The sequence below is a fragment of the Paraburkholderia sediminicola genome, from assembly GCF_046026675.1.
Taxonomy (GTDB): domain Bacteria; phylum Pseudomonadota; class Gammaproteobacteria; order Burkholderiales; family Burkholderiaceae; genus Paraburkholderia; species Paraburkholderia sediminicola_F.
On record NZ_JAQQEY010000001.1, the window covers coordinates 2054299 to 2066413 of the forward strand.

The 12115-nt window shown below is 63.1% G+C and carries 9 protein-coding genes; 6 read left to right on the forward strand and 3 right to left on the reverse strand.

What is annotated here, in order from left to right:
• Positions 1-37: 37 nt before the first annotated feature.
• The 5 genes from PQQ86_RS08935 (at position 38) to PQQ86_RS08955 (ending at position 6198) form a co-directional block, all read left to right on the forward strand.
• Entirely contained in the window at positions 38-970 is a 933-nt protein-coding gene (locus PQQ86_RS08935; RefSeq protein ID WP_408265824.1) for a glycosyltransferase family 2 protein, read from the forward strand.
• 109 nt (positions 971-1079) lie between these two features.
• On the forward strand, positions 1080-2315 hold the full coding sequence (locus PQQ86_RS08940) for a glycosyltransferase (protein WP_408265826.1): 1236 nt from the start codon (positions 1080-1082) through the stop codon (positions 2313-2315).
• A 3-nt stretch (positions 2316-2318) separates the two neighbouring features.
• Positions 2319-3779 (forward strand): glucose-6-phosphate isomerase, encoded by a 1461-nt coding sequence (locus PQQ86_RS08945; RefSeq protein ID WP_054037590.1) that lies wholly within the window; start codon positions 2319-2321, stop codon positions 3777-3779.
• Entirely contained in the window at positions 3776-5035 is a 1260-nt protein-coding gene (locus tag PQQ86_RS08950; protein ID WP_408265828.1) for a glycosyltransferase family 4 protein, read from the forward strand. The genes PQQ86_RS08945 and PQQ86_RS08950 overlap by 4 nt, the downstream gene beginning before the upstream one ends.
• Positions 5032-6198 carry a glycosyltransferase family 4 protein gene (locus tag PQQ86_RS08955; RefSeq protein ID WP_154559279.1) on the forward strand — a complete coding sequence of 389 codons (1167 nt, stop codon included), beginning with the start codon at positions 5032-5034 and terminating at the stop codon, positions 6196-6198. Before PQQ86_RS08950 ends, PQQ86_RS08955 begins: the two co-directional genes overlap by 4 nt.
• Positions 6199-6292: 94 nt before the next feature.
• Here the strand turns inward: PQQ86_RS08955 and gmd are convergent, their stop codons facing one another.
• Genes gmd through PQQ86_RS08970 form a run of 3 tightly spaced genes read right to left on the reverse strand, consistent with a single transcriptional unit; the run spans position 6293 to position 9208 of the window.
• Complete coding sequence (gene gmd, locus PQQ86_RS08960; protein ID WP_054037584.1) at positions 6293-7336, reverse strand: GDP-mannose 4,6-dehydratase; 1044 nt, start codon at positions 7334-7336, stop codon at positions 6293-6295.
• Between the two features lie 55 nt (positions 7337-7391).
• Positions 7392-8123 (reverse strand): SGNH/GDSL hydrolase family protein, encoded by a 732-nt coding sequence (locus PQQ86_RS08965; RefSeq protein WP_408265831.1) that lies wholly within the window; start codon positions 8121-8123, stop codon positions 7392-7394.
• Complete coding sequence (locus PQQ86_RS08970) at positions 8120-9208, reverse strand: acyltransferase family protein (RefSeq protein ID WP_408265833.1); 1089 nt, start codon at positions 9206-9208, stop codon at positions 8120-8122. The genes PQQ86_RS08965 and PQQ86_RS08970 overlap by 4 nt, the downstream gene beginning before the upstream one ends.
• Before the next feature lie 686 nt (positions 9209-9894).
• Between PQQ86_RS08970 and PQQ86_RS08975 the strand changes: the two genes are divergently transcribed.
• On the forward strand, positions 9895-12096 hold the full coding sequence (locus tag PQQ86_RS08975) for an NHL repeat-containing protein (protein ID WP_408265835.1): 2202 nt from the start codon (positions 9895-9897) through the stop codon (positions 12094-12096).
• Positions 12097-12115 lie beyond the last annotated feature (19 nt).

Below are 12115 nucleotides of genomic sequence, written 5' to 3' on the forward strand. Positions count from 1 at the left end.
TGATGCCAGCGCAAACACGATAGAAAAGGACATCACGATGAAAGTGACCGTACTGGTTCCGACTTACCGCCGCCCGGCCGACCTGGCGCGCTGCCTTGCGGCGCTGCAACGGCAGTCGCGCGCGCCGGACGAAGTGGTGGTGGTCGCGCGCGCCGACGACGAAGCGACCCATACCTGCTTACGCGATCCGGCCGTGCCCGGCAGCTTGCCGTTGTCCATCGCACTGGTAGAGGTGCCCGGCCAGGTCGCGGCGCTCAATCGCGGGCTGGATGCGGCCAAGGGCGACGTGATCGCGATTACCGACGACGACGCCGCGCCGCACGTGGATTGGGTCCAGCGTATTGCCGCCGCGTTCGAAAGCGACGCGCGCCTGGGTGCGCTGGGCGGCCGTGACTGGGTGCATGAAAAAGGCCGCGTGCTCGACGGCGAGCGGCCGCTGGTCGGCAAAGTCACGGCGCACGGCAAGATCATCGGCAATCACCACCTGGGTGTGGGCGGCGCACGCGAAGTCGACATCCTGAAGGGCGCCAACATGAGCTATCGGCGCGACGCGGTCCGCACGATCCGTTTCGATCAGCGCCTGCGTGGTGCGGGCGCTCAGGTTCACAACGATATGGCCTTCAGCCTCGCCGTGAAGAACGCCGGCTGGAAGCTGATGTACGACCCGCGCGTGGCCGTCGATCATTTCCCGGCCGAACGTTTCGACGACGACCGGCGCGACGCGCAAACCATGGCGGCGTTGCGTAATGCCGCCTTCAACTTCCACCTGATCCTGCGCGATCAGTTGCCGCCGCTGCGCCGCGAAACCGCGTGGTGGTGGTGGACGCTGGTGGGCACGCGCGTTTATCCGGGCCTCACGCACGCCGCGCTTGCTCTGGTTTCGAAACAGGCAAGCCTGAGGCTGTCGCGCTGGCGTGCGGTCCGCACCGGCGCGCATGAGGCGCGCCGCGCATTGTCCCGGACCGCGTGAAGCCCGCGAGCGCTCACGTGTCCCCAACATCCTGCACGTTCGTGCATCGGCACTGGCGCCTGCTCGCGCAGGCCGATGCCCCTTTCCACCGGCAGAGCGGAGTGTCTGCATGAGTACGAAAGTTCACGTTCATCTGTTTTATGGCGCCGACCCGCGCTTTTACCGGCCGGGCGATAACATCGGCTGCCTGTACGGGTATCACCATGCCGAATCCGACGCGTTCAGGCTGACCTATTCGCAGGACGCGCGCGAAAGCAAACCGGTGCGTTTGCTGCGCCGCGCGCTGAAGGCGGCGCTCGGGTTCGACTTCATCCATACGTGGCGCAATCGCGATGAGATGCTGCGCTCGGACGTGATCTGGACGCATACCGAGCAGGAATGGCTGTCCGCCGCGCTGATGCTGCTGCTGAGCGGCCGCAAGGCGGGTGCTGATGCCAGCCCCTTGCTGTTGGCGCAAAGCGTGTGGCTGCTCGACAAATGGCCTTCCTATGGGATTCTGCGCAGCTGGCTGTATCGCAAGCTGATGACGCGCGCGGACCAGCTGACTACGCTCGCCAGCGAAAACGCCGAGCTGTGCCGGCGCTATTTCAATCGCGACGCGAAGCCGCTCCTGTACGGCCTGAACACGCAGGACTTCCCCGTGAAGGCGCCGACCGAATGGGCGCCGCATACGCCGATCCGCATCGCGGCGATCGGCAACGATCGCGACCGCGATTGGGAAACGCTTATCAAGGCCTTCGGCAACGATGCGCGCTACACAGTGAAGCTCGCGACACGCCGGCGGATTCCCGCCTCGCTGCGCGCGCCGAACGTCGAGATCGCGTTGTTTTCCGGTATCAAGAAGCAGCACGAACTCTACGACTGGGCCGACGTGATCGTCGTGCCGCTGCGGCCGAATTCGCACGCCTCGGGCATTACGGTGATGCTGGAAGCGGCGGCGGTCGGCAAGCCGATGGTGGTCACCGACGTCGGCGCGTTGCAGGATTATTTTCCGGCGGCCGAGGCGGCTTACATCCCGCCGTTCAATCCGCAGGCGTTGCGTGAGGCGGTGGACCGGCTCGCCGCCTCTCCCGCGGATGCATTGTGCCAGGCGCAGGCTGCGGCTGCCGGTTTGCTGTCGCGCGATCTGACCACGCAGAACTATGCGATGCAGCACGTGAGAATTACGCAGGAGATGCTGCGGGCGCGCGCAGCGTCGCGCGGACGCGTGACGGCCGGTGCGGCCGACGCCGACACAGTGGCACCGGCGCCGCGTGCCGCGGCGAACCAGCCGGCGCGCGTTCGCGCGGGCAGCCAGGGGCAAGGCCAACGCCCTGGCCCGCGCGAATCACGCGGAGGTCTCTAAACGATGTCGACGATTGCGCGAGGCGGCGATAACGCGGAGCGGGTACTGTCCGGCGCTCGCAAGGAGTGGCTGCCGGAGGCCTTACTGTGGCTGATCACCGTGATGTTGATCATCGCGCATCAGGGCACGGTGCTCACGCTCGGATTCCCGGTGCTCGCGATCCTGACGGGCCTGTGGCTCTACTTCAAGAGCCCGGCGCGCTACATCGGCTTCATGTGGTGGCTGTGGTTCCTGAGCCCGGAAGTGCGGCGGCTTGCCGACTGGTCCAAAGGCTCGTTCACGCCGACCAGCCTGATCCAGGTCGCGCCGCTCGCGGTGACGATGATCAGTGCGTTCTCTCTGCTGCGCTACTACAAGCTGCTTTCGCAGCGGCGTGGCCTGCCGGTGCTGCTGGTTCTGATGGGACTCGCCTACGCGTTCATGATCGGCGTGATGTCGAGCGGGCCGCTCGCCGCGACCTATGACCTCGCGAACTGGCTCTATCCGATCCTGATCGGCTTTCACATCATGGCGCACACGCGCCAGTACCCGAAGTATCGCGACACCATCGTCAGTACCTTTATCTGGGGCATGCTGGTGATGGGCGGCTACGGCCTGATCCAGTTCTTCATCATGCCGCCGTGGGACGCGCTGTGGATGCTCGGCTCGCAGATGAATTCGCAGGGCGATCCTGTGCCGATGGGCGTGCGCGTGTTCAGCACGATGAACTCGTCGGGACCGTTCGCGTTCGCGATGATGGGTGCGATGGTCTACGTGATGGCGGCGACGCACCGCGTGCGCTGGGTCGCGGCGGCGTTGGGCTTCTTCGCTTTCGCGCTGAGCCTCGTGCGTTCGACGTGGGGCGGCTGGGTGATCGCGCTCCTGATCCAGCTGGTCAAGGCGAACAACAAGGTGCGCGTGCGGATCGTGGCGAGTGCGGTGCTGCTTGCTGGCCTTTGCGTGCCGCTGCTCACGGTCGGCCCGGTCGCCGAGCGGATGCAGGCGCGCCTGAACACGCTCGTCAATCTGAGCGACGACCAGAGCTACGCCGCGCGTAACGAGTTCTACGCGACCTTCGCGAAGACCGCCTTTACCGACGTCTCCGGCGAAGGCATGGGCGCGACCGGCACCTCGACCAAGCTCTCGAACGACGGCGGTCAACTCGGCCAGTACGGCAACTTCGACAGCGGCGTGATGAACATCCCGTTCGTGCTCGGCTGGCCCGGCACCTTGCTCTACATGTCCGGCATCGTGTGGCTGGTGGTGCGCGCGGCGCTCGCGTCGTTCAAGCTGCGCAACGACAAATTCGTGTCCGCCTGCCTGAGTCTCAGCCTCGCGACCTTCGCGATGCTGGTGTTCACCAATTCGCTGGTCGGCACCGGCGGGCTGCTGCTTTTCATGAGTGTTTTTTCGATCCTATCCGCGGTGCACTACGAAAAGATGAACCGCAGACGCACGCTACTTTTCCACGGAGGCACTGATTGAGAGTCGCCATTGTCACGCACGTCGTGCGCCATAACGACGGCCAGGGGCGCGTCAACCACGAGATTGCGCGCGCCGCCCTCGAGGAAAACATCGGTGTGACGCTGGTTGCGTCGCACGTTGCGCCGGATCTGCTCGCGCATCCGAACGTCCGCTGGGTGCCGATGAAGATCGGCCGCTGGTGGCCCACCAATCTGCTGCGCCAGCAGGTGTTCGCGTTCAAAAGCGCAATGTGGCTGCGCGCGCATCGCCGCGAATTCGACGTGCTGCACGTGAACGGCTTCATCACGTGGGCGCCTGCCGACGTCAACACCTCGCACTTCGTGCATAGCGGCTGGTTCGGCAGCAAGTACTACCCGTTTGGGCTCACGAAGGGCGTATGGTCCGCGTATCAGTCGGTCTATACGCGCTGCAACGCATTGCTCGAACGCTGGGCTTACCGGCGCTCGAAGGTGATCACGGCGGTGTCGCAAAAGGTCGCCGATGAAATTCGCGCGATCGGCTTGACGCCTCACAACCGGGTCGACGTGATCTACAACGGCGTCGATACGCAAGGCTTTGCGGCCGCCACGGGCGACCGTGCGAAATTCAGCTTGCCAGCGGACGCGTTCCTGCTGCTCTTCGTCGGTGATCTGCGCACGCCGCGCAAGAACCTCGGCACGGTGTTGCAAGCGCTCAAGCATCTGCCCGAACACGTGCAGATCGCAGTGGCCGGTTTTCTGCCGGGCAGCCCGTATCCGGAAGAAGCGAAGGCGCTCGGCATTGCGCATCGCGTGCATTTTCTCGGGCTGGTCAAAGAAATGCCGGTGCTGATGCATTCGGTCGACGCGTTCGTGTTCCCCTCGCGCTACGAGGCGATGAGCCTGTCTTTGCTCGAAGCGATGGCCGCAGGTCTGCCGGTGGTCACGGCGCGCACGGCGGGCGGTGCGGAAATCATTACGCCGGAATGCGGCATCGTGCTCGACGACCCGGACGATCCCAAGGCATTGGCGGGCGCTATCGCACGTCTTGCTGAGAACGACGACGCGCGCCGCGCGATGGGCGTCGCCGCCAACGAACTCGCGACCGGCTTCGGCTGGGCGCGGATGGCCGCGCAATACATCGCGCTGTACCGGCAACTGGCGGGGCAGCAGAAGGACCGCCGACGCAGCGAAGTGGAGGCCGCGGTGGTCGCGAAGACCGACGCGCTGACGCTGAACACGCTGGCCGGGCAGACAACTCACCACAACGCTCAGAACGCTCAGGGACAACAACTATGACCACAAGATCAATCAAATCGCTGCAGATCGGCATGCACTGGTTTCCCGAACGCGCGGGCGGCCTCGACCGCATGTACTACTCGCTGGTCGGCGCATTGCCGGGCGCGGGCGTCGCGGTGCGCGGCGTGGTGGCCGGTTCGCCCAAAGTGGCTGCGGACACCGGTGGCGCGATCAATGGTTTTGGCTCCGCCGCGCAATCGTTGCCGCTGCGGTTGATGGCGGCACGCCGAGCGCTGCGCCAGGAAATCAGCACCTCACGTCCCGATGTGATTTCGTCGCACTTCGCGCTGTACACGTTTCCGGGTCTCGACGTGACGCGCGGCATTCCGCAGGTCTCGCATTTTCAGGGACCGTGGGCCGACGAAAGTCACGTCGAAGGCGCCGATTCGCTCGGTCAGCGCGCGAAGCGTTATCTGGAGCAATCGGTGTATGCGCGTTCATCGCGGCTGATCGTGTTGTCGGAGGCCTTCGGCAAGATTCTGACTTCGCGCTACCGCATCGCGCCGGACCGCGTGCGTGTGGTGCCGGGCTGCGTGGATGTCGAGCAGTTCAATCTGCCGATCACACCGGCCGAGGCGCGTCTGAAGCTGCAACTGCCGCAGGACCGGCCGATCGTGCTGGCGGTGCGGCGCCTGGTGCGCCGTATGGGTCTGGAAGATCTGATCGATGCAGTGAAGCTGCTTAAGCGCACTGAGCCCGATGTGCTGCTGCTGATCGCGGGCAAAGGGCGGCTCGAAGGCGAGTTGCAGGCGCGTATCACCGAGGCGGGCCTCGAAGACAACGTGAAGCTGCTGGGCTTCGTGCCCGATCAGCATCTGGCCGCTTTGTACCGCGCGGCGAATATCAGCGTGGTGCCGACGGTGGCGTTGGAGGGCTTCGGGCTGATTACCGTTGAGTCGCTGGCTTCGGGCACGCCCGTGCTGGTGACGCCGGTGGGCGGTTTGCCGGAAGCGGTGGCGGGTCTGTCGCCGAATCTGGTGTTGCCGGAGACCGGCGCGAAGGCGATCGCGGAAGGCCTGGCAGGCGCATTGAACGGCTCACTGAAGTTGCCGGATGCCGATGCCTGCCGCCGCTATGCGCGCGAGAACTTTGATAATTCGGTAATCGCGAAGCGTGTGGCATCGGTGTACAGCGAGGCGATCGCGGCGGGTGGGGTGCACTGAAGGGTTTTATGATGCAATAGAAAAAAGGCCTGAATCATTGCGATCAGGCCTTTTTTCACAGGGCGACGGCTGCCCATGCAGCCGCCTCTCAGGATCAGAACGTCTCGTGATGCTCGTTCCGACCCAGGTCCGCATGAACCATCATGTGGCACAGTTGTTCAAGTGTGGTTTCCGGCTTCCAGCCGAGCTTCTCGTGCGCCTTGTCCGCGCAACCGATCAGCAGATCCACTTCCGCCGGACGATAGAACTTCGGGTTCACGCGCACCAGCGTCTTGCCGGTCGCCACGTCGATACCGGTCTCACGCTCTTCCTTGCCCGACCATTCGATCTGATACCCCGCGGCGGCGAAAGCCATGCGCACGAAGTCGCGAACCGTCTCGGTGCGGCCGGTGGCGAGCACGAAGGTATCGGGTTCATCGGCTTGCAGCATGCGCCACATGCCTTCCACGTATTCGAGCGCGAAGCCCCAGTCGCGCTTGGCGCTCAGGTTGCCGAGTTCCAGCACGTCCTGTTTGCCGAGCTTGATCTTCGCGACGGTGTCCGTGATCTTGCGCGTGACGAATTCGCGGCCACGTAGCGGCGATTCGTGATTGAACAGAATCCCGCTGCTTGCGAACAGGTTGTACGACTCGCGATAGTTGATGGTCGACCAGTGCGCGAACAGCTTGGCCACACCGTACGGGCTGCGTGGATAGAAAGGCGTGTCCTCGCGTTGTGGCACCGCCTGCACGAGACCGAACATTTCTGACGTCGACGCCTGGTAGAAACGGGTCTTCGGATTCAGAATGCGGATGCCTTCAAGCAGATTCAACGCGCCGATGCCGGTCACTTCGGCGGTCGTCACGGGCTGGTCGAACGAGACACCCACGAAACTCTGCGCGGCGAGGTTGTACAGCTCGTCGGCCTGTGCGCCTTCGAGCAGACGCAGCGTCGAGCCCAGATCGGTCAGGTCGTGTTCGACCAGACGCAGATTCGGATGATCGAGCACGCCGAGCTCACGAATGCGCCAGAAGTTGACCGAACTCGTGCGCCGGTAGGTGCCGGTCACGTGGTAGCCCTTGTCGAGCAGCAGTTTGGTCAGATAGGCGCCGTCCTGTCCGGATACGCCGGTGATGATCGCTTTGCGTGGTTGGCTCATAGCTTGCCTTCGATATTGGTAAAAGAGAAAGAGAAGTGCACTTGAAAAAGGAGCTTCAAAGCGTGCCGTCCAGCAGTCGCCGCACCAGCGGATCGACGACCTGAAAATCCTGTTCCGCCTTGAGCCGGTACAAACCTGGCTTGGGATGCGCGCCGTCGGACATCAGCGTCTTCCAGTCCGGCAGATTGCTGACGTACGCGAACTGATCGACGAGCGGCACCTGCTGTTCGGCGGCCACCCGGCGCGTCATCGCAACCATCGTGGCGAGCCGCGCGTTCAGGCGGTTGTCGGGCATCGGGTTCGAGGTCTGTAGAACCGGCTCTTTGCCGAGTGCGCGGGCAGTTTTCACGAGCGTCGTTTCGGCCGCGTAAAACTGCTCGGGCGTCTGGTTCTGCATCACTTCGTTAATGCCGTAGTTGATCAACACGATCTGCGCGGACGAAGCGGCGAGCCGTTCCTGCCACGGCATGCCGGCGGTCGGGCCGGCCCGGCGGTTGCCGGTGCCGTCGCGCAGCTGGCTGGCCATCGTGCCGCCCACGCCGTAGTTCGTGACGCGCACCTTTTGACCGTACCTGGCTTGCAATTCGTCCTGCAGATACGACACGGCGTTTTGTGCCTGCGGTCCGCAGTGGCCCTCGCTGCACGTAACGCCGAGCGTGGTCGAATCGCCGTAGGCGTCCACCAGAACCTGCGATGCCGGACTTCCGGCATGCGCGTCCGGTGCCAGGAAAACCAGCACTGACGCAGCGGCCGACACACACGCAGCAAGCCACGCCCGGCGCCTCATGCGCGGCTTTGCGGCGCTCGCGATGCGCCCCCCGACACGCTGCCGGCGGGCGCATGGGCTTTGCCTGCCGAGCCGAACATCAAACGTTTTTCGAACGCGAACCACGTGATGCTGGCGTAGGCGAGGGTGATCGCGAGTGCCAGCGCCGCGGTCAGATAGCGGTTCAGATGCAGCGGCCACAGCGTGTACAGCACGCTCAGGTGGATCAGATAAATCGTGTAGCTGATCGTGCCGACATAGACCAGCACGGGGTTGCACAGCAGCCGCTTGACGATGCCCTTGCTTTGCAGGGCGATGACCACGACGGAAGTACAAAGCACCAACGAAATGCTGTAGAGCGCAGCGTTCGACAGCGGTGTATTGGCCGCCCGGAACCGCGGATAGTGCAGATGCAGCCACGCCAGCACCGCGAGCGAGGCAAAAAAGCCGAGCACGGCGAGGCCCTTGAACGGCTCGAGTGCATTGCGATCGCGCCGTACGGCGACGGCGAGCAGCGCGCCGGCCGCCAGCAGGTCCATGCGGAACGGCGTCAGGTAATAGATCGGCCAGAACGAATCGAACCAGGGCGTGGCGACTGCGCGCAGCACCGGCACCAGCACGATCAGCGCGGCCGCCACGTAGCCGAGCAGGCGCTCGGGCAGCAACAGGATCACGAACGGCCAGAAGATATAGAACTGCTCTTCGACCGCCAGCGACCACAGCACATTCAGGCTGTCGTGACCGCTTTGATTGAGCGCGTCGCCGATATTGGTCGCGAAGAATGCATACCACTGCCAGTGCTGCGCCCAGCCGAAGCCAAACAGAATCGACGACACCACCATCAGCAGCAGATAAGGCGGCAGGATGCGCCGCGCCCGGCGTGCATAGAAATAGCCGAAATACGACTGCTGACGCGCCTTGCGCTCGAGCAGGATGCCGGTAATCAGGAAGCCGCTCAAAACAAAAAACAGATCGACGCCCATCCACAGCGGCGCTTTCAAGGCGTGCTGGGCGAATACGGCGAGCACGGCGATGGCGCGCAAACCGTCGAGCTGCACGATGCGGCGAGAGTGAGAGGGCGCTAAGGGCAGTGCGCTAGCAGTCATGAACCGTCCATGGTGTGAAGCGAATGGGCCGGGCGAAGGATCGCGCGAGCCTTCTCAAGTCAGGAACAGGGCTTGAGGGCAAGAGCGCGCTCGCTTCGCGTCGCAACGGGAGTGCATTCGATTCTAGGGAAAATAAATTGATGAAAAAACGGGAATGAAATGGATAAATGAATCAGATTGCAACAGGGTGTTTCGTTATCCATTCGCAATAGATTTTTATGCTTGTGTCTTGTGGCTGTCGCAATCCGTAAGAAGTGCAGCCGGAGTCAGGCTGCATCGGTAAGGATGGGGCGCAAAGGCACTCTGGGGCGCAGGCGTGCACGTCCATTTTCATTTAATCGATTTTTAAATCATTTTCTTTCACGATGCTTAAAGCGCCGAATATTTTTGAATTATTTTCGATTTTCGTCGCGGCATTCTTTCCGCGTAATGTGAGCCGTGTGGACGGGGGGCCAGGGACGGCGCGTGCGTCACGCGCCGACTGCTCGTATTCGATCGGGTTCGCGTTGGACCGTGGGCGCTGCGATGAGCCTGATTTCTAAGCCCCTTCTTATACGTCGTGTCTTGCGGGAATCAGTCTCGTGTTCTTGCGTCGCTTCTAGCGGCCTCAGCCGTCATCTCATTGGATTTTGCACCCGCGCGGGCTTTTACCCCTTCGCGGCGAGGCCCTGATTGGAGGAATAACTTTGGCCCGTTTCACGTTCAAAACCTGGTTTGCTGTGTTTGCCTATGCGGCCGGAATGACGGCGGCATCGGTCAGCTTCACGGCATCCGCGGAAACCGTTTTGAACGCGAAAAATTCGTGGATCGGTAACACCTTCGGTTTCGGCGATGGCACATGGACGCAGATCAACATCACCGCCATTGCGGTCGCGCCGGACGGCAAGGTTTATACGAACGCGCCGTGGGACGAAAGCGGCGCCGAAGCGAGCGTCTACCAGAACGGCAAGATGCTCGGCTTCGCGGGCGGCACGCATGGTTGGGGCAACGCTGGCGGCAGCGCGATCGCGCTGAATCGCAAGTACGCCTTCGTGGCGATCGAGGTCGGCAACGAGAAAGGACGTCTGGTCGAGCAGGGCGTGTGGCCGGAGAAGGGCAAACAATGGTTCGGTATTTCGCGTCGGCAAATCGCCGATCCGAAGCGCGCCGCACCGTTCCAGCCGGCCGCGAAAAGCGCTGACCCGCATGCGCAACTGGCAGCCGGCTTTCTGATGATGAACGAAGTGCCGACCGGTACGAGTGCCGAAATCGGCGGTCTGGCGGCGAATGACACCACGCTTTACGCGTCGAACACGGCACGCGATCGCATCGAAGTGTATGACGCGGAATCGATGCAGCAGAAAACAACCTGGACCGTGCACGAGCCGGGCCGTATCGCGCTAGCCCCCGACGGCACGCTCTGGGTGTTGAGCGGCACACGCAACGACAAGGCGCCCCATGTGGAGCACTACACCGCCGCGGGCAAGCGCATCGACGAAACGTTCACGTTGCCCGCCGATACGGTCGCGGTCGATATCGCCTTGGATGCACAAGGCCGCGTTCTGATCGCGGACAACGGTCCGCGCCAACAGGTGCTGTTTTTCAGCAAGAACAACGGCCGTTATGCGGAGTCGGGCGCGCTCGGTGAACGCGGTGGCATTTTCAGCGGCGTTGCCGGCAAGCCGGGACCGCAGCGCTTCAACGGTCTGACCGGCGTGGGCGTGGATGCACGCGGCAACGTCTATGTGTCGACCAACGGCATCGGTCCACGTTACGACCCGATCGGCGCGGGCCTCGGCGCCACGCTCGAGAGTTACGCGCCGGACGGCAAACAGAACTGGCAGGTGCAAGGCTTGTTATTCGTCGACGGCGCATGGATCGATCCGTCGCGTCCGGACAGCGTCTATACCGGCAATAAGCGCTTCGAACTCGATCTCTCGAAGCCTGCAGGACAGGATTGGAAATACGCGGGTTTTCTGTCGAACCGCTTCAAGTATCCCGATGACCCGGTCTTTCACACCGATCAGTATCCCGGCTTGCCGATCGCTCGCAAGCTCAAGGGCCACACGTTCCTGTACCTGACCGACATGTATGCGGACCACCTGAAGATCTATCGCTTCGACCCGCAGCACGACGGCGAGACCGCGATTCCTTCGGGCTTTATCGCCGGGCGCGAGCGCGCGGTCGCCAAAGTGCCGAATGCGCCGCCCGGCGGCGACTGGATCTGGCGCGACGTGAACGGCGACGGCAAGTTCAACACGGACGAATTCACGCTCAACACGAGCGGCACGAAGCTCGCGGGCGGCTGGGGCTGGTGGGTCGACAGCGCCGGCGATATCTGGCGCACCCGCGATAACAAGGGCATTTACCGCTTCCGTTTCGGTGGACTCGACGCGAAGGGCAACCCCATCTACTCGTATTCGAACCTGACGCAGTACCCGGTGCCGCAACCGTTTACCGAACTGCATCGCGCGATCTACGAGCCTGACACCGACACGATGTATGTGACTGGTTATACGCCCGATACGCCGGTGGATCGCGGCTTCTGGAAAGAAGTGGGCCGCGTGCTGGTGCGCTACGACAAATGGTCGAGCGGCAATCCGGTGCAGCGCTATTCGATCACGCTGCCATGGACCACGCAGACCAAACCCATCGCCACGATCATCGGCCTCACGGTCGAAGGGCAATACATCTTCGGCGTCGAGCCGGTCGGCGCGGTGCACGTGTGGGACAAGGACAGCGGCAAGGAGATCGGGGTGATCCGTCCGGGCCCGGAAGTGGGCAGCGCGTCGGGCTGGGTCGATGTACCCAACGGCATCAGCGCCGCGAAGCGCAGCAATGGCGAGTACCTCGTGTTCGTCGAAGAAGACGCGCGCGGGAAAGTGATGATGTATCGCTGGAAACCATGACACAACGTATGGCATGACC

What these genes read in the sequence shown, in the direction of transcription:
- PQQ86_RS08935 (WP_408265824.1), top strand. Translation starts at nt 38, where the DNA reads ATGAAAGTGACCGTACTGGTTCCGACTTACCGCCGCCCGGCCGACCTG.
- PQQ86_RS08940 (WP_408265826.1), top strand. Translation starts at nt 1,080, where the DNA reads ATGAGTACGAAAGTTCACGTTCATCTGTTTTATGGCGCCGACCCGCGC.
- PQQ86_RS08945 (WP_054037590.1), top strand. Translation starts at nt 2,319, where the DNA reads ATGTCGACGATTGCGCGAGGCGGCGATAACGCGGAGCGGGTACTGTCC.
- PQQ86_RS08955 (WP_154559279.1), top strand. Translation starts at nt 5,032, where the DNA reads ATGACCACAAGATCAATCAAATCGCTGCAGATCGGCATGCACTGGTTT.
- gmd (WP_054037584.1), bottom strand. Translation starts at nt 7,336, where the DNA reads ATGAGCCAACCACGCAAAGCGATCATCACCGGCGTATCCGGACAGGAC.
- PQQ86_RS08965 (WP_408265831.1), bottom strand. Translation starts at nt 8,123, where the DNA reads ATGAGGCGCCGGGCGTGGCTTGCTGCGTGTGTGTCGGCCGCTGCGTCA.
- PQQ86_RS08970 (WP_408265833.1), bottom strand. Translation starts at nt 9,208, where the DNA reads ATGACTGCTAGCGCACTGCCCTTAGCGCCCTCTCACTCTCGCCGCATC.